General features: G+C 60.9%; 15 protein-coding genes and 1 tRNA gene. 9 read left to right on the top strand and 7 right to left on the bottom strand.

The features are described 5' to 3' along the window. The first annotated feature begins 518 nt into the window (after window positions 1–518). From EL255_RS08020 to EL255_RS08050, 7 genes are all read left to right on the top strand, one after another. Entirely contained in the window at window positions 519–1,154 is a 636-nt protein-coding gene (locus EL255_RS08020; protein ID WP_042654529.1) for a YchE family NAAT transporter, read from the top strand. 281 nt (window positions 1,155–1,435) lie between these two features. Then, a complete protein-coding gene (locus EL255_RS08025; RefSeq protein ID WP_042654530.1) occupies window positions 1,436–3,055 on the top strand; it encodes an ABC transporter substrate-binding protein in 1,620 nt (539 codons plus the stop codon). Between the two features lie 96 nt (window positions 3,056–3,151). Beyond that, on the top strand, window positions 3,152–4,072 hold the full coding sequence (oppB, locus tag EL255_RS08030) for an oligopeptide ABC transporter permease OppB (protein ID WP_042654531.1): 921 nt from the start codon (window positions 3,152–3,154) through the stop codon (window positions 4,070–4,072). Between the two features lie 14 nt (window positions 4,073–4,086). After that, window positions 4,087–4,998, top strand: a complete 912-nt coding sequence (gene oppC / locus EL255_RS08035) for an oligopeptide ABC transporter permease OppC (RefSeq protein WP_042654532.1) — start codon at window positions 4,087–4,089, stop codon at window positions 4,996–4,998. A gap of 56 nt (window positions 4,999–5,054) precedes the next feature. Next, window positions 5,055–6,035: an ABC transporter ATP-binding protein gene (gene oppD, locus EL255_RS08040; protein ID WP_042654533.1), complete on the top strand. Its 981-nt coding sequence runs from the start codon at window positions 5,055–5,057 to the stop codon at window positions 6,033–6,035. Next, window positions 6,036–7,031, top strand: a complete 996-nt coding sequence (oppF, locus tag EL255_RS08045) for a murein tripeptide/oligopeptide ABC transporter ATP binding protein OppF (RefSeq protein WP_042654534.1) — start codon at window positions 6,036–6,038, stop codon at window positions 7,029–7,031. A gap of 291 nt (window positions 7,032–7,322) precedes the next feature. Continuing rightward, window positions 7,323–8,267 carry a TerC family protein gene (locus tag EL255_RS08050; protein ID WP_042654535.1) on the top strand — a complete coding sequence of 315 codons (945 nt, stop codon included), beginning with the start codon at window positions 7,323–7,325 and terminating at the stop codon, window positions 8,265–8,267. Window positions 8,268–8,335: 68 nt separating this feature from the next. Here the strand turns inward: EL255_RS08050 and alr are convergent, their stop codons facing one another. Continuing rightward, entirely contained in the window at window positions 8,336–9,562 is a 1,227-nt protein-coding gene (gene alr / locus EL255_RS08055) for an alanine racemase (protein WP_042654536.1), read from the bottom strand. Between the two features lie 174 nt (window positions 9,563–9,736). On the opposite strand from alr, the gene EL255_RS08060 reads away from it, so the two are divergent. Next, window positions 9,737–10,183 (top strand): methyltransferase family protein, encoded by a 447-nt coding sequence (locus EL255_RS08060; protein WP_170175998.1) that lies wholly within the window; start codon window positions 9,737–9,739, stop codon window positions 10,181–10,183. A gap of 54 nt (window positions 10,184–10,237) precedes the next feature. On the opposite strand, the gene EL255_RS08065 is transcribed toward EL255_RS08060, so the two are convergent. The 4 genes from EL255_RS08065 to EL255_RS08080 all read right to left on the bottom strand — a co-directional run bounded on the left by EL255_RS08065 (window position 10,238) and on the right by EL255_RS08080 (window position 13,960). Then, the gene (locus tag EL255_RS08065) at window positions 10,238–11,491 is read right to left on the bottom strand and encodes a dicarboxylate/amino acid:cation symporter (RefSeq protein ID WP_042651762.1); all 1,254 of its coding nucleotides are present in this window, start codon (window positions 11,489–11,491) and stop codon (window positions 10,238–10,240) included. A gap of 204 nt (window positions 11,492–11,695) precedes the next feature. Beyond that, window positions 11,696–12,169, bottom strand: a complete 474-nt coding sequence (locus EL255_RS08070) for a CC0125/CC1285 family lipoprotein (RefSeq protein ID WP_408608796.1) — start codon at window positions 12,167–12,169, stop codon at window positions 11,696–11,698. 146 nt (window positions 12,170–12,315) lie between these two features. Then, window positions 12,316–12,392 (bottom strand) — tRNA-Pro (locus tag EL255_RS08075). Window positions 12,393–12,616: 224 nt separating this feature from the next. Continuing rightward, complete coding sequence (locus tag EL255_RS08080) at window positions 12,617–13,960, bottom strand: dihydroorotase (protein WP_042653437.1); 1,344 nt, start codon at window positions 13,958–13,960, stop codon at window positions 12,617–12,619. 79 nt (window positions 13,961–14,039) lie between these two features. Here EL255_RS08080 and EL255_RS08085 point away from each other — a divergent pair, with 79 nt between their 5' ends. Then, window positions 14,040–14,915, top strand: coding sequence for a 6-carboxytetrahydropterin synthase (locus tag EL255_RS08085; RefSeq protein WP_042653438.1), 876 nt, complete (start codon window positions 14,040–14,042; stop codon window positions 14,913–14,915). A gap of 91 nt (window positions 14,916–15,006) precedes the next feature. On the opposite strand, the gene EL255_RS08090 is transcribed toward EL255_RS08085, so the two are convergent. After that, complete coding sequence (locus tag EL255_RS08090; RefSeq protein ID WP_042653439.1) at window positions 15,007–15,639, bottom strand: LysE family translocator; 633 nt, start codon at window positions 15,637–15,639, stop codon at window positions 15,007–15,009. A gap of 177 nt (window positions 15,640–15,816) precedes the next feature. Beyond that, a complete protein-coding gene (locus tag EL255_RS08095; protein ID WP_042653440.1) occupies window positions 15,817–17,829 on the bottom strand; it encodes a methyl-accepting chemotaxis protein in 2,013 nt (670 codons plus the stop codon). Window positions 17,830–18,012 lie beyond the last annotated feature (183 nt).

Genomic DNA, 18,012 nt, shown 5'->3' on the forward strand with positions numbered 1-18,012 from the left:
AAAAGCGTGTTTTTTTCATCCATCGGTACACCCAAAGGGCCGCTTGCTGGCCCTCGGCGGTCACAGCAGAAGATGCCGGCACGGGTTGACATGCGATAGTGTGATTTCCGTTCGACCCTGATCCTGACTCTGGGCCAAAATGTTAGGACAGAGATCGTCGATAATCAGTTGGCAACGCGAGTCGGAGAGCCGCCGCACCAAGGGGCTGCGCATCCGGTTTCATTGCAACTTGGCTCCATATCAATCAATGAAAATGTCTCTTTTTGCGATGCAAAATATCGCGACAAGACAAGGTGGTCAGATAAAGCGCTAATGAATTTTGCCAAAATGTTAATTTCACTAGGCTGGCATTAACAACTCGATATGTTGAATTATGTCGATTCATTAGAGGAACTAACTGAAAAGCCACGGAAAGGGTGAGATTATTTGATTGGTGAAGGTCATGAGCATGGTGTAAATTTACGCACAGTTTTTGTTGGGATGGCCCATGTGGCCCCGTTTGATTCTGGATGGCGCCTATGGCAGCAATTGACGTCTCTTTGTATCTGAAATTTTTCGTTGGTCTGTTTGCGATCATCAACCCGCTTGGGTTGTTGCCGGTCTTTGTCAGCCTGACGGGCCACATGCAGCCGGAAGAGCGGATGAAGACCAATACCACGGCCCATATTGCGGTGGTGGTGATCCTGATGGTCTCCATGTGCATGGGGCAGCTGATCCTGGATAGTTTCGGCATCTCATTGGCGTCATTTCGCATCGCCGGTGGTTCGCTGATCACTCTAATCGCCTGGTCCATGCTGCAAGGCAAGCTGGGCGAGGTGAAGCATAACAAGCAGGAGAAGGGCGAACTGGCCGCGCGGGAATCCATCGCCGTGGTGCCGCTGGCGCTGCCGCTGATGGCGGGGCCCGGGGCTATCTCCTCTTCTATTGTCTATGCCAGCCAGAAAACCTGGCCCCAGTTGCTGGGCATGTTCGTGGTGGCCATGGCATTTGCGTACTGCTCCTGGCTCATCTTCCGTGCCGCCCCCTTGTTGTTCAAACTGATGGGGAACACCGGCATCAACGTGGTGACCCGGATCATGGGGCTCATCATGATGTCCCTTGGCATCGAGATCATGGTGGCTGGCGTCAAGGGCGTCTTCCCCGGATTGATGTGATTCAGGTCTGTTTTGTCGGAGCCGGTCCCAGTGACCGGCTTTTTATTGTTTCTTTTTTGTTAGCCATTTCCTAGAATCGGGCGGGGCTGTATATAAAAGCACCAAACCAGCCTGTTTAAATGCTAGGGAATGGCTTAAAAGCTGTTTATTTGACCAAGGCTTAGCACCAGCTCTGATGATATATGTTGCATTATCAGAAATGACAGGGAATTATGCTGATTGCGACCTCAGGCTCGCACTTATGGCAAATGCATGGAATGTTCTTGTTGGAGTAAATGGAAATGACTCATAAAAAAACAATGATAAATACCCTTTTATTGGCTGCGCTATTCGGTGGGGCCAGCCTGGCTCAGGCCGCAGATGTCCCCGCTGGCACCAAGCTCGCCCCCGAGCAGTCTCTGGTGAAAGGTAACGGTTCAGAACCCGCTACCCTGGATCCGCACAAGACCGAAGGAACGGTCGAATCCAATATTCTGCGTGACCTGTTCGAGGGTCTCGTCACCTCAGGCCCCAAGGGTGAGACCCTGCCCGGCGTGGCCGAATCCTGGGAAACCAAGGACAACAAGCACTTCGTGTTCCACCTGCGCAAAGATGCCAAGTGGTCCAACGGGGATCCCGTCACCGCCCACGATTTCGAGTTCGCCTTCAAGCGGGCAGTGGATCCCAAGACCGCCTCTCCCTATTCCTGGTACATGGAAATCCCGACCATCGTCAATGCGACCGACATCATCGGCGGCAAGAAGCCGTCCGATACCCTGGGCGTGAAGGCGGTGGACGATTACACCTTCGAGGTCCAGCTGGAAAAAGCGGTCCCCTATTTCGTCAGCATGCTGTCCCACACCACCACTTATCCGGTACCGAAGAAGGTGATCGAGAAGTTTGGTGACAAGTGGACCCAGCCGGCCAACATGGTCTCCAACGGTGCCTACAAGCTGAAGGATTGGGTAGTCAACGAGCGCGTCGATGTCGAGCGCAACCCCAACTACTGGAACAACGCCAAGACGGTGGTCGACAAGGTCACTTACCTGCCGATCCAGTCCACCAACGCCGAGCTGAACCGTTATCTGGCCGGTGAACTCGATCTCACCTACAACATGCCGATCGAGCGCTTCAAGCAGATGAAGAAGGAGTACCCGAAAGAGGTGCAGGTCAGTGGCTACGTTGGGACTTACTACTACCAGTACAACTTCAAGCACAAGCCGTTTGATGATGTACGAGTGCGTACCGCGCTCTCCTATGCCATCGATCGCAACGTGATCGCCGACAAGGTGATGGGCAAGGGCGAGACCCCGGGCTACACGCTCGTTCCTGATTTTGTCGACGGCTTCAAACCGGTGGCACCGGCCTGGTCCAAGCTGAGCCAGGCCGAGCGTGATGCCCAGGCCAAAGCGCTGCTGACCGAGGCCGGTTACGGCCCGGGCAAGCCGCTCAAGTTTGAACTGCTCTACAACACCGACGACAACCACAAGAAGGTGGCCGTCGCCGTCGCCTCCATGTGGAAGAAGCTGGGTGTGCAGGTGAGCCTGGTGAATCAGGAGTGGAAGACCTACCTGGAAACCAAGAAGCAGGGTGATTTTGACGTGGGTCGTGCAGGCTGGATCGCCGACTACAACGAAGCCTCTTCCATGCTGGATCTGATGCAGACCACCCACGGCAACAACGACGGCAAGTACTCCAATGCTGCCTTCGACAAGATGATGGCCGAGTCGCGCAACCAGGTAGATGCAGAGTCACGCAACAAGCTCTATGTCCAGGCCGAAGATATCCTGGCCAAGGACATGCCGATTGCGCCCATTTACCAGTACGTGACCTCCCGCATGGTCAAGCCTTATGTGGGCGGCTACCCGGCCAACCCGCTGGATAACCTCTACAGCAAAGACATGTACATCATTGCTCACTGAGTAAAGCAACAAGTCGCATAACAAGCAGGCCCGCCAGACGGCGGGCCTTTATTACAACCGCGACCCTTTGGAAGCAGTACAGGACAGGACATGTCTATGTTGAAATTCATTTTTAAACGTCTACTGGAAGCGATCCCGACCCTGCTGGTCCTGATCACCGTCTCCTTCTTCATGATGCGCTTCGCTCCTGGCAACCCCTTTACCAGCGAACGCGCCCTGCCGCCGGAAGTCTTGGCCAACATCGAGGCCAAATACGGCCTGGACAAGCCCATAGGCGTGCAATACCTCACCTATCTGGGCAACCTGCTGCAAGGCGATCTGGGTCCCTCCTTCAAGTACAAGGACTTCAGCGTCAACGATCTGGTCAGCCAGGCGCTGCCGGTCTCGGCCAAGATTGGCTCGGCGGCCTTCGTGCTGGCGGTGATGCTGGGGGCCATCTTCGGCACCATAGCGGCGCTCAAACAGAACACCATCATCGACTATCTGCTGATGTCGTCGGCCATGGCCGGGGTGGTGATCCCGGGCTTCGTGCTGGCGCCCTTGCTGGTGCTCTTCTTCAGCATCTATCTTGGCTGGTTCCCCGCCGGGGGCTGGCAGGGGGGAGGGGTGCAGTTCATGGTGTTGCCGGTGTTTGGCATGATGATGTATTACATCTCCGCCATCTCGCGCATCATGCGCGGCAGCATGATCGAGACCATGAACTCCAACTTCATCCGCACCGCCCGCGCCAAGGGTCTGCCGCTGCGCCACATCATACTGCGCCATGCGCTGCGGCCGGCCATGCTGCCGGTGGTCTCCTACCTGGGCCCGGCCTTCGTCGGCATCATCACCGGCTCCGTGGTGATCGAGACCATCTTCGGCCTGCCGGGAATCGGTCAGCTGTTCGTCAACGGTGCGCTCAACCGTGATTACTCCATGGTGCTCGGTCTGACCATTCTGGTCGGCGCCCTCACCATTACCTTTAACGCCGTGGTCGATATCCTCTATGCCGTCATCGATCCCAAGATCCGTTACTAAGTCGGGAGTACATCATGGTTGTCACAACTGAGAAGCGCGAAGCCATCGAGGCGTTCGCCCAGAAAGTGGAAGTGGTGGAAGGGCGTTCCCTGTGGAAGGATGCCCGTCGCCGTTTCCTGCGTAACAAGGCGGCCCTGACCAGCCTCATCATCCTGACCATCATAGGTCTGGCGGTGATAGTCGGGCCCCATCTGTCCCAATATACCTTCGACGATCCGGACTGGGGTGCCATGCAATCGGCCCCTGACATGGAGGCGGGTCACTACTTCGGCACCGACAGCCTGGGCCGCGATCTGTTCGTGCGCACCCTGCTCGGCGGCCGCATCTCGCTGATGGTGGGCATCATGGGCGCCATGGTGGCCGTGGTCATCGGCACCCTGTACGGCGCGGCCTCCGGCTTTATCGGTGGGCGGGTCGACAGCCTGATGATGCGGGTACTGGAGATCCTCAACGCCTTCCCCTTCATGTTCTTCGTGATCATGCTGGTGACCTTCTTCGGTCGCAACCTGGCCCTCATCTTCCTCGCCATCGGCGCGGTGAGCTGGCTGGACATGGCGCGGATCGTGCGAGGCCAGACCCTGAGCCTCAAGAGCAAGGAATTTATCGAGGCGGCCCACGTTTGTGGCGTCTCCAAGTGGAAGATCATCACCCGTCACATAGTGCCGAACGTGCTCGGCATCGTGGCCGTCTACGCCACCTTGCTGGTGCCGGGCATGATCATGTTCGAATCCTTCCTGAGCTTCCTTGGGCTCGGCGTGCAGGAACCCATGACCAGCTGGGGTGCCCTGCTGGATGAAGGCTCCAAGTCGATGGAAGTGGCCATCTGGCAACTCTTGTTCCCCGCCGGTTTCATGGTGGTGACCCTGTTTTGCTTCAACTTCCTCGGGGATGGTCTGCGTGACGCCCTCGATCCCAAGGACCGCTAATAGCGTCTGAAGGATCGGCAGGAAAGCGTCACGAAAGATCGATAAGGAGTGTTTATATGAAATTACTGGATGTAAAAGATCTGCGGGTCGAGTTCAAGACCCCGGACGGCAATGTGGTGGCGGTCAACGACCTCAACTTCTCTCTGGCGGCTGGCGAGACCCTGGGGATCGTCGGCGAGTCCGGCTCCGGCAAGTCCCAGACGGCCTTCGCCATCATGGGGCTGCTCGCCAAGAACGGCATCATCACCGGGTCGGCCAAGTTCCAGGGCGAGGAGATCCTCAACCTGCCGGAATCCAAGCTCAACAAGATCCGCTCCGAGAAGATCGCCATGATCTTCCAGGACCCCATGACCTCCCTCAACCCCTACATGAAGGTGAAGGATCAGCTGATGGAAGTGCTGATGCTGCACAAGGGGGCGAGCAAGGCGGCGGCGTTCGAGGAGTCGGTACGCATGCTCGATGCGGTGAAGATCCCCGAGTCGCGCAAGCGGATGAACATGTACCCCCACGAGTTCTCCGGTGGCATGCGCCAGCGGGTGATGATCGCCATGGCACTCTTGTGTCGTCCGCAGCTGCTCATCGCCGATGAGCCGACCACGGCGCTGGACGTGACGGTGCAGGCCCAGATCATGACCCTGATGAACGAGCTCAAGCGCGAGTTCAACACCTCCATCGTCATGATCACCCACGACTTGGGCGTCGTCGCCGGCATCTGTGACAAGGTGCTGGTGATGTATGCCGGCCGCACCATGGAGTACGGCAGGGTCAACGACATCTTCTATCGCCCGAGCCATCCCTACACCGAGGGCTTGCTGCGCGCCATTCCCCGCCTCGATACCGAGGGGGAAGTGCTGCCCACCATCCCGGGCAATCCGCCCAACCTGCTGCGTCTGCCCGTCGGCTGCCCCTTCCAGGAGCGTTGCCACCGGGCTCACGAGATCTGTGGCCAGCAATCCCCGATCCTGACCCCCTTCGGCGACGGACGGACAAGGGCCTGCCATTGGGTATCGGATGCCATGATCAAGGGGGCAAACTAAATGGGTACTGACAAGAAACTGCTGCTGGAAGTGTCCGACCTCAAGGTCCACTTCAGCATCAAGAGTGACAAGGCCTGGCCCTGGGCCAAACCCTCCGCCTTGAAGGCGGTGGACGGGGTGACCCTGCGCCTGTACGAGGGGGAGACCCTGGGGGTGGTCGGCGAGTCCGGCTGTGGCAAGTCCACCTTCGCGCGGGCGCTGATCGGCCTGGTGCCGGCCACCGACGGCAAGGTGGTGTGGCTGGGCCAGGATCTGACCCAGCTCGATCAGGGGGCGCTGCGGGAGAAGCGCAAGGAGATCCAGATGATCTTCCAGGACCCGCTGGCCTCCCTCAACCCGCGCATGACCATAGGCGACATCATCGCCGAGCCGCTCATCACCTTCTATCCCAAGCTGTCTCGGGAGGAGGTGAAGGGGAAGGTGCGCACCATGATGACCAAGGTGGGGCTGTTGCCCAACCTGGTGAACCGCTATCCGCACGAGTTTTCCGGCGGTCAGTGCCAGCGCATCGGCATCGCCAGGGCGCTGATCCTGGAGCCCAAGATGATCATCTGTGACGAGCCGGTGTCGGCGCTGGATGTCTCCATCCAGGCCCAGGTGGTCAACCTGCTCAAGTCCCTGCAAAAGGAGATGGGGCTGTCGCTCATCTTCATCGCCCACGATCTGTCGGTGGTGAAGCACATCTCGGATCGGGTGCTGGTGATGTATCTGGGCAACGCGGTGGAGCTTGGCACCCGCCAGGAGATCTTCGCCAACCCCTTGCATCCTTACACCAAGGCGCTGATGTCGGCGGTGCCCATTCCGGATCCGGACCTGGAGCGCAGCAAGGTCATCCAGATCCTGGAGGGGGATCTGCCGTCTCCCATGAACCCGCCGTCCGGCTGCGTGTTCCGCACCCGCTGCCCGGTGGCCGGCCCCGAGTGTGCCAAGACCAGGCCCATGCTGGAGGGGAACTTTGACCACGCGGTCTCCTGTCTCAAGGTGGATCCACTCTGAGCCGGAGATGAGTATGCGGGGCGCCCAGGTGGCGCCCCGATTTTTTGCCGTGGCGGATAAGATGCCTCTTGGCGTTATCTTTCGAGGCTGATACTATCCGCCGCACAAGGGGAGTAACTTCTCGCCGGTTTGTCGTCATTACGGTGCACCCATTTCCTGCAGTGCACCCGGCAGCCGGGCAGCAATATTTTTGCTGTAAGTGAGACCTTGCCGAGAGGCAAGGTGTATCTGCTCCAAACGCAAACCCACGCCTCTCGGTCGTGGGTTTTGTCGTTTCTGGGAGAAGTGAAAATGGGTGAATGGTGGATGTGGGCCGGTTTCTTCAGCATAGTGCTGGCCCTGTTATGGATTGACATCCGCTTTGTCGGCGGTGGCAAGGCGCACAAGGTGTCGCTCAAGGAGGCGGGCATCTGGTCCCTGGTCTGGATCAGCGTGGCGTTGCTGTTCAACCTGGCCATCTGGTTCTGGCTGGATCACAGCGCAGGCCGTGAAATAGCCAACCAGAAGGGGCTGGAGTTCCTCACCGGCTACCTCATCGAGAAGGCGCTGGCGGTGGACAACGTCTTCGTCTGGCTGATGCTGTTCGGCTACTTTGCCATCCCGGCCGAGCTGCAGCGCCGGGTGCTGCTGTACGGGGTGCTGGGCGCCATCGTCATGCGGGCCGGCATGGTGTTTGCCGGCAGCTGGCTCATCGAGCAGTTCCACTGGATCCTCTACCTGTTCGGCGCCTTCCTGCTGCTGACCGGGGTCAAGATGCTGTGGGCCGCCGACAAGGAGCCGGATCTTGGCAACAACCCGCTGCTGGGCTGGATGCGCCGCCGCTTCAAGGTGACCGAAAGCCTGGAAGGGGAGAACTTCTTCGTCTGGCGTGACGGGGTACGCTACGCCACGCCGTTGCTGCTGATCCTGGTGCTGGTGGAGGTGAGCGATCTCATCTTCGCGGTGGACAGCATCCCGGCCATCTTCGCGGTGACCACGGATCCCTTCATCGTGCTGACCTCCAACATCTTCGCCATCATGGGTCTGCGTGCCATGTACTTCCTGCTGGCAGGGGTGGCCGATCGCTTCGCCCTGCTCAAGTACGGGCTGGCGCTGATCCTGATGTTCATCGGGGTCAAGATGTTGTTGCTGGAGGTGTTCAAGATCCCGACCGGCATAGCCCTGGGCGTCGTGGCCCTGATCCTGCTGAGCTCGATGGGGTTGAGCCTCTGGGTGACCCGTAAAAAGACTGCCTAAGCGCAGCGCCATCTAGAACCAATAAAAGGGGCTCCCATGGGAGCCCTTTTTTCATATCAGATGGCCGATCAGCGTTTGATCTTCTTGGGGTTGGTGTAGCCCCAGATGGTGTACATATCGGCCAGCAGGGCACCGTTGTACTCCTCCAGATCCGCCTGCTTCACCTCGGCATCCCCCTGACGGCCGAACAGCACCACCTCGTCACCGGGTTTCACCCCTTTGAGATCGGTCACGTCCACCATGATGGTGTTCATGGAGGTCTTGCCCACCACGGGTACCTTCTGGCCCTGGATCAGCACATAGGCCTTGTTGCTCAGCGCCCGGCGATAGCCGTCGGAGTAACCGAGCGGCAGGTTGGCGAGCAGGGAGTCGCGCTTGAGGGTGAAGGTGCGGTCATAACCGACGGTGTTGCCGGCCGGGTAGTGGTTGACCGAGGCAACCTGGGTCTTGAACGCCATCACCCGCTTGTATTCGGTGTAGGAGGGGATGGAGTCGCCGTAGAGCAGGCCGCCCGGGCGCACCATGTCAAAGTAGGCGTCCGGCACTTCCAGGGTGGCGAAGGAGTTGGCGGCGTGGATGGTGATCTTGCTGCGATCCAGCTTGCCCGCCTCGAGCAGCCACTGGCTGTCCAGCTTGAACTGGGCCAGCCCCAGCTTGACGTCCTCTTTCTCCTCCACCGGGAAGTGGGTCATGATGCCGACCGGGGTGATGCCCTTGAGCTTGAGCATGGCCAGGGCCTCGTCCTTGGCACCGGACTGGCGCAGATCGATGCCGTTGCGGCTCATGCCGGCGGAGTTCAGGCCGACATGGACCGGGATCTGGGTGTTGTGGCGCAGGGCGATGTCGGAGATGCCCTTGGCGCTCTCCAGGCTGCCGATGAGCTCTTCCAGCTTGTAGGGCAGCGCCTGCTCCACCTCGGCCGGGGTAGCGGCGCGCACCCGCATCAGTCGGCCTTCGAAGCCCTTCTCACGGGCCACGCGGGCCTCTTCATTGCTGGCGATGCCGATGCAGGGGATATTGGCCTTGACCACCGAGGGCACCAGCAGATCGATGCCGTGACCGTAGGCGTCGGCCTTCATGATGGCGCAGATCTGCGGCCCCTTGTCACCGAGGCGATCCTTGAGGGTCTGGATATTGTGTTCGAATGCACCCAAGTCCACTTCCAGCCAGGCGTTGGTCGCGGTCTGCTCCTGACCGTTGCGCAGATCGGTGGCGAGTGGCAGGTAGGGGGCGGCGACGGCCTGGCCGGCGAGCAGGCCGAAGATCAGGGTCGCGAGCAGGGTTTGCTTGTGCATGAGGTGATTCCTTCTTATTGTTCGTGTTGAGGATGATCTCGGTTGATGCGAGACGCGGTGTCGCTGGGGCTGCATGTTGCTATGCTGATGATCTTTGTCACTTTTTGCCCAGCTACCGGCGCTGCGAGTGTATCGTAATGGCGCCATTTGTGGCACATGTTGCAGGAAGAAAATATGCGTTTCGAGCTGCGTATCCCACCCCTGTTATTGTTTGTCGTGATCGCGCTTGCCATGTGGCTGGGGCGGGGGGATGAGAGGGGGGGCGGGGTGGCGCTCATCCTGGCTGGCGGCCTGCTGATCGCGGGCGCCCTGCTGGGGGGCGGGGCGCTGCTGAACTTTCATCGGCAGCGCACGACGGTCAATCCGATCCGCCTGCAACAGTGCCGGGTGCTGGTGACCCAGGGGGTCTATCACCTCAGCCGCAACCCCATGTATCTGGGGCTGCTCTGCTGGTTGATGGCACTGGCCTGCTATCTCGGCGGCCTCTGGGGTTGGCTGGGTCCGCTGCTGTTGCTGGGCTGGCTCACCCGCTTTCAGATCCTGCCGGAGGAGCGCGCCCTGCGTGCCCGCTTCGGCATCGCCTATGTGCAGTACTGCCGGCGGGTGCGGCGTTGGTGCTGATTACCGCCCAGCAAAAGGCCCGCATCTGCGGGCCTTTTGCTGGGTGGAGTTGGCTCAAGCCTTGGCGAGTTCGCCCTCGGGCTGGGTCTCTCCCAGGCTGTCTTCGGTCTTGGCCACCACGCTGGCGGCGATGGCGTTGCCCAGCACGTTGGTGGCGGAGCGGCCCATGTCGAGGAAGTGGTCGATGCCGAGCAGCAGCAGGATGCCGGCCTCCGGGATCTGGAACTGGTTCAGGGTGGCGGCGATCACCACCAGGGAGGCGCGCGGCACCCCGGCCATCCCCTTGGAGGTGACCATCAGCAGCAGCAGCATGGTGATCTGCTGGGCCATGCTGAGCTCGATGCCGTAGGCCTGGGCGATGAACATGACCGCGAAGGTGCAGTACATCATGGAGCCGTCCAGGTTGAAGGAGTAACCCATGGGCAGCACGAAGCTGGCGATGCGCTTGTCACAGCCGAACTTCTCCAGCCGATCCAGGGTCTTGGGGTAGGCGGCCTCGGAGCTGGCGGTGGAGAAGGCCAGCAGTATGGGCTCGCGGATCATGGACAGCAGGGTCAGGATGCGGCGGCGGATGAACAGGCTACCCATGGCGATGAGCAGCAGCCAGAGGCAGGCCAGGGCCAGATAGAACTGGGCCATGAAGGTGCCGTAGGTGGCGAGGATGCCGAGCCCTTCCTTGGCGACCATGGCGGCGATGGCGCCGAACACCGCGAAGGGGGCGAAGTTCATCACGTAGCCGGTCACCTTCAGCATGATCTCGGCGCTGCTTGCCATCAGCTTGACCACGGGTTTGGCGGCATCGCCCAGGGCGGCGGCGGCCAGCCCGAAGAAGAGGGAGAACACCACTATCTGCAGGATCTCGTTGGTGGCCATGGCCTCGATCACGCTCTTGGGAATGGCGTGAGTGACGAAGTCCTTGAGGGAGAGGGCACTGGCGACCACGCCGGAGCTGGCGGTGTCATCGGGCAGGGAGAGGGAGAGCCCCACGCCCGGCTGCATCAGGTGCACCATGATCAGGCCCAGGGTCAGGGACATCAGCGAGGCCAGCATGAACCAGCCGAGGGTCTTGACTCCGATGCGGCCCACGGTGCGGGTGTCGCCCATCTTGGCGATGCCCACCACCAGGGTGGTGAAGACCAGGGGGGCGATGATCATCTTGATCAGGCGCAGGAAGATGTCGGTCAAGATGGTGATGTCACTGGCGAAATCAGCCGCCTGAGCGGGCGCCAGCAGGCGGTAACCTTGACCGGTAAAAATGCCAAGCAACATCGCGATGAGGATGGCAACCGTCAACTTATTCATTTTCATGGGGGAGTCCCAGTGTCTCTGTGTGCAGTGCGTGTACAGGTGGCGGGGGGCCACCTCAGTCCGTTTTTGTGATCCGGGCCATGGAATCCTGACAGCCGGTGTGCTGGCAGAATGCCTAATCACGAAAGGGAAATCCAGCGGCTTATGGCAGAACTTTATGTTGTTATTAGTTGTATGTGATATAGATCTTGCAATTAATCTATATTAATCACTGTTTATTTTTACATTTGCAATATAAATAGCTTCGAGACTCTGCTCGTTTACTGCGCGCTGGGCGAGGGAGAAGATCAACAGGGCCGAGGTGACATGCTGCACATGCATCTCGTCCATGAAGGTGTCGGGCTCATACTCGTCGAAGCCGAACCGGGGGCGGGCGGGGGTCACCCTGACCGCATCTCGTGAAACGCTCAGCTCATGCACCTGCACCCAGGCGTACCCCAGTGCCAGCGCCATCTCCCCCGCGCGCTTGAGCACGTACTTGCGCGCCGTCTCCCTGTCCACCAGCTCGTTGCCGACAAACTCCAGCTGCCAGCGATCCGTGCCGAGCTGGGTCTGGGAGAAGCCGGTGCGGCCGTTCCAGAAGGATTTTTCGCTGTCATAGGGGGTGGCACAGCCGCTCAGCAGGCCGATCAGCAGCAGGCCGCACAGGCGGGAACCGAGGGAGGGGGGGGGGGGCAATACGCGACATCTAGTTTGCAAGCCGGTTGGCGAAACACGGCATCACTACAGCACAAAGCACCGGGCGAGACAATCGCGGCGCAGCCACGCAGGGGAACACAAAAAGAAAAGGCCTTGTCGTTAGACAAGGCCTTTCTCGGGGAATTTGGTCGGTGTGAGAGGATTCGAACCTCCGACCCTCTACACCCCATGCAGATGCGCTACCTGGCTGCGCTACACACCGACGGAGTCAGCTCGGCTGACGGGGAGGGAGTTTATGGAGATGCCCCGATCCTGTCAACAGGGGAAATCCTCCCCTGAGTGCGTTCGCCTGCTTTGCGAGCAACCTCAGATCAAAGTGTGACCAGTCGCTCGTTTTGTCGGCGCCAATCCGCCGTCCGGTATGAAAACGGCCGCCCGATGGGCGGCCGTCTGGCGCGAGTGACAGGCATCGCTCTCGAGCAAAGGTCAGCGGTTGAAGGTCAACCGCTTGCCCAGCACCTGATCGGTGACCTGACCGTTCTGCCAGGCGATCTGGCCGTTGACCAGGGTCATCTCGACGGTGCTCTGGAAACGGTAGCCGTTGAACGGCGACCAGCCGCACAGGTAGAGCAGGTTGCTGTCGTTGACCACATAGGGTTTGCCGAGATCCAGCAGCACCAGGTCGGCGAAGTAGCCCTCGCGGATGTAGCCGCGATCCTGCACCTGGAAGCGCTCGGCCACCGCGTGGGAGGTCTTCTTGACGATGGTCTCCAGCGAGAAGACGCCGTTGTGGTAGAGCTCCAGCAGCGCCTGCAGGGAGTGCTGCACCAGGGGCACGCCGGACGGCGCCTTGAAGTAGCTGTTCTGCTTCTCTTCCCAGGTGTGGGGGGCGTGATCGGTGGCGATGATGTCGAGCACATCGTTGCGCACCGCATCCAGCAGCGCATGCTGGTCGGCCGCGCTCTTCACCGCCGGGTTGCACTTGATCTGGCTGCCCAGGGTGTCGTAGTCCGACTCGTTGAAGAACAGGTGGTGGACGCACACCTCGGCGGTGATGTTCTTGTCCTTGAGATCCTTCAGATCCGGGGTGGCGGTGAAGAGCGACAGCTCCTTGGCCGTGGTCAGGTGCAGCACGTGCAGCTTGGCGCCGTATTTTTTCGCCAGCCCCACCGCCATGCTGGAGGACTTGTAGCAGGCATCGGCGCTGCGGATGCGGCCGTGCTCGCGCATCGGCACATCCTCGCCCCACTTGGCGCGGGCCTCGTCTTCCAGCACCTTGATGGAGGGTGTGTCCTCGCAGTGGGTGACTATCATCACCGGACTCTCGCGGAAGATGGCCGCCAGGGTCTCCTGGTTGTCCACCAGCATGTTGCCGGTGGAGGCCCCCATGAAGATCTTGATGCCGCAGGACTGCTTGGGATCGAGCTTCTTGATCTCCTCCAGGTTGTCGTTGGTGGCACCGAGGTAGAAGCTGTAGTTGGCGGCGGCGGAGTTGGCGGCTATCTGGTATTTGGCTTCGAGGGCGTCGAGGGTGGTGGTCTGGGGATTGACGTTGGGCATTTCCATGAAGCTGGTGGTGCCACCGGCCACGGCGGCCCGGGATTCACTGGCGATGGTGCCCTTGTGGGTCAGGCCTGGCTCCCGGAAGTGGACCTGATCATCGATCATCCCGGGGATCAGATGACGGCCGGCGGCATCGATCACCACCGCATCGGGGGCGCTGATGTCCGGGGCGATGCGGGCTATCCTTTCCCCCTCGATCAACACGTCGGAAGCATAGATGCGGCCTTCGTTGACCAGGGTGGCATTCTTGATAAGCAATTTGTTCATGGGGGGTTCCAGTTCCTTTGCCGATAATCCGGGGTCATAATATCGCAAACTGCACTTTCTCTGTAGCAAGGCCTGAGTGATGAAGTTATTTGTTAGAGATTTGACCGTGATCGATTCCAGCTACCTGTGCGAGCGTCGCGGCATGGTGGGGGAGAGCTGGCTGGTGGACGTCGAGATGAGCGGCGAGCTCAACGAGATGAGCATGCTGCTGGACTTTGGTCGGGTGAAGAAGCTGATCAAGTCGATCATCGATGAAGAGGTGGATCACAAGCTGCTGGTGCCGACCGACTGCGGGCTGGTCCACATCCAGCCCCTGGACGACGGCGAGTGCACCGTGGATCTGCTGCGCCCCCAGCGCTCCATCCACCTGCGCTGCCCGTCCCAGGCGTTCGCCTTCATCCCGGCGCCCCAGGTGGACAAGGAGTCGGTGACCCGCTATCTGCTGGCGGTACTGGCCAAGCGGCTGCCGGACAACATCAAGGATCTGGCGCTGACCCTGCGCCAGGAGCGGCTCGACGGCGCCTTCTATCACTACAGCCACGGGCTCAAGAAGCACGACGGCAACTGCCAGCGCATCGCCCACGGCCACCGCTCTCCCATCGAGATCCTGGTGGATGGCGAGCGGGATGGGGAGCTCGAGCTGAACTGGGCCGAGCGCTGGGCCGACATCTACCTCGGCACCGAGGAAGACAAGGTCCCCTTGAACGAGCTGGCCTTAAGCGAGCTGGCGCAGGCCGAGCTGGGTGAGCATCACCTTGGCTTCAAGTACGTGGCGCCCCAGGGGCTGTTCCAGCTCGCCATGCCGGCGGCTGAGGTGGAGATGATCGACACCGACACCACCATAGAGCTGCTGGCCCACTATATTGCCCGTGAAGTGAAGAAGCAGGTGGGCGACAAGTTCGTGAAGATAGTGGCCTACGAGGGGGTCGGCAAGGGCGCCATCGCCTACGCCTGAACTCTGAGGTGGCTCATTGGCCGCATCGAAGGTCCAATCAAAGAAGGCTCCCACGGGAGCCTTCTTGTTGTCTGGGTCCGGGCGGGGTTTGCTAGCTGCGGCCCTGGGCCAGCAGACGGACGGCGAGCAGCCCCAGCACCGTGGCCATCACGTAACGCTGCACCGCGAGCCAGAGGCGGTGGCGGGCGAACCAGAGCGCGAGGCGGGCGGCGGACAGGGCCACCATCAGGTTGACGACGGCGCTGATGAGCACCTGCACCGTGCCGAGTTGCAGGCTCTGGCTGAGCACGGATCCCGCGTCCGGCGCGATGAACTGGGGCAGCACCGACAGGTAAAAGATGGCCACCTTGGGGTTGAGCACGCTGGTGAGCAGCCCCATCAGGAACAGCCGGCCGGGGGACTGGGCCGCCAGCGCGGTCGGCTCGAACGGGGAGCGGGCTCCCGGCCGTATGCCCTGCCAGGCGAGCCACAGCAGGTAGAGGGCGCCGGCCACCTTGAGCAGCTCATAGCCCAGCGGGATCGTCATGAACAGGGCGGTCAGGCCGATGGCGGCGCACAGCATATGCACGCTGAAGCCCAGCACCACACCGCACCAGGACATGATGCCCGCCATCCGCCCCTGGCAGAGGGAGCGGGAGAGCAGATAGAGCATGTTGGGGCCGGGGGTCAGGGCCATCAAGAGGGCGGCACCGGCAAACAGCAGCAACTGGCTGAGGGAGATCATGGCGAGATCCTGGGCTCGGCCTGGCCGAGGGGGTCAAAAGAGGTCGATGGCCCATGCTGGCGCAGCGGCTCTCCCCTGTCCGTGAGCGGGATCCGACTTTCGCGCCAGGCGCTTTGCGGCGTCACGAGAGAGGGGCCCGCAGGCCCCTCTCTTTGGTTACGGAACGCCCGGTAAAGCTCAGGCGCTGAGCCGGAAGCGCTGCACCAGCCCTTCCTGCTGCTCGGCCAGGCTGTCGAGCTGCTGGCTGGTCTCGGCCACCCGCTCTATGCCCCGATAGTTGAGATCCGAGATGTCCGAGATGCGGTTGAGGTTGGTGGCGATGTCGGCGCTGGTGGCCTGCTGCTGCTCGGCGGCGGAGGCGATCTGGCTCGACATGTCGCTGATCAGCACCACTATGCCCTGCACCTCCTCCATGGCGTTGTTGGCCTGGGAGCTCTGATCCACGCAGCTGTCCATCTCGCGGGAGCACTCCTGCATCACGTCGACCGCCCGGGCGACCCCCTGCTGCAGGTTCTCGATCATGGTCTGGATCTCGCTGGTGGACTGGGCGGTGCGGCCGGCCAGGTTGCGCACCTCGTCCGCCACCACCGCGAAGCCGCGGCCCTGCTCACCGGCGCGGGCGGCCTCGATGGCGGCGTTGAGCGCCAGCAGGTTGGTCTGCTCGGCGATGCCACGGATGACATCGAGGATATTGCCAATCTGGCCGCTCATGGCGCTCACATCGGCGATGACCGCACCGGTCTGCTGCAGCTTGCCCGCCAGCTGATGGGTGGTGGTGATGTTGCCGGCCATCACCTTGCGGCCCACCTCCGAGGCCTTCTCCACATCCTGCACCCGCTCTAGGGTCTGGTTGGCGGCCTGGGCCACCTCCCGCACCGAGGCTTCCATCTGGGTCATGGCGGCGGCGACCGAGGCGGTCTCCTGGCGCTGCTTCTCCAGATCGGCCCGCACCGATTCGGTGGTGTGGCGGTTGTCGTGGGCGGCGCTGTTGAGCTGGTTCGACGCCTGGGAGAGCTGGCGGAGCACGTCCCCCATCTGCTGGATCAGCAGGTTGATCTGGCTGCCGAGCTGGCCGAACTCGTTCTGGCTCTTGAAGCCGACCCGCTGGGTCATGTCGCCCTGGGTCACCTCGGTCAGCACCCGCAGCAGCTCCTTGAGCGGGCGGCGAATGGCCTTGCCCAGGGTATAGGCCACCAGGATGGCGACGAAGATGGCGATGACTATGCTGATCCCCTGGGTCAGGGTGCTTCGGGTCTGCACCCGATCGGAGGCCTTGATGCTGGCGTTCATTAGCTGCTGGCTCTGGGCCGTGATCCCCTCCAGCTTGTTCTGGATGCTGACGATGAGCTGGCTCGCCTGCTTGCTCTGCTCACGCATGCTCTGTTGCTGCTTCATCAGCGCCAGGTACTGGGCGAGCACCCCTTCAGTGGCCGTGGTGTCGCGCACGAAGCCATGGACGTAGTGGCCCATGTTGTTGTCAAAATCCTTGAGCTCCCCCTGCAGATCCTTGATGGTGCTGTTGAAGCCCTCGATCTGCATCTTGTTGCGCTTGAGCGCCGCTTCGATGGGGGCGGGGATGCTCTGGTTGAGGGCATCCATGGTGGAGAGCTCGATGGCGGAGAGCTTGGTGGTCAGGGTCTCGGAGAGCATCTTGATGAAACTGTCGTCGACGGTGACCATCATGTCGCCGAGGTTCTTCTTGAACTGGGGCAGGCTGACCTGGAACTGGCCCTTGGCCTGGTTGACCTTGTGCAGCCGGGTGAGCAGCGCCTCGTGCTCGGTGGGCAGGGTCTGGGTCAGCCGCAGATAGTCATCGACCAGCTGGCCGAGGGCGGCCATCTCCCCCTGCAGCTCGGGGTGGCTGGCGACCTGCTGCTTGAGGGTCGCCAGCATCTTGTCGACCTGCTGCTTGGCCTGCTGCAGTTCGGCCACTTCCCCCTGCAGCAGCTTGGTGTCCTGCTCGGTCAGCACGTCGGTGAGCCACTTGTTGGCGCTGAGCAGGCTGATCTGGGTCTGGCTGCTGGCGATCACCAGCGGCATGGATTGCTGCGTCACCTGATCCAGCGCCTGATTGAGCTCGCTCTGGCTACGAAACGTCAGCACCGAGGTGGCCACCATCACGGCGACCAGGATGGCAAAGCCTAAATAGACTCTCTGTAAGATCGAGAGGTCTGACATGGTTTGTTTCATTATTGTCCCGCTGTCTATGCAAAAGTCCCTTGCCTGAGTACCCCGTCCTTTTGGTACCCTGCACTCCACCCTGTGCGGGCGAGGCGTCGATGATACGGAGGACGTCCCCCTGACTATCGGTATTTTTAACAATAACTGAAGGGATTGGGACAACGGCTGTGCCAAATATCGGCTTGTGTCACA

Source organism: Aeromonas encheleia (assembly GCF_900637545.1).
In the GTDB taxonomy this organism is placed as follows: Bacteria; Pseudomonadota; Gammaproteobacteria; order Enterobacterales; family Aeromonadaceae; genus Aeromonas; species Aeromonas encheleia.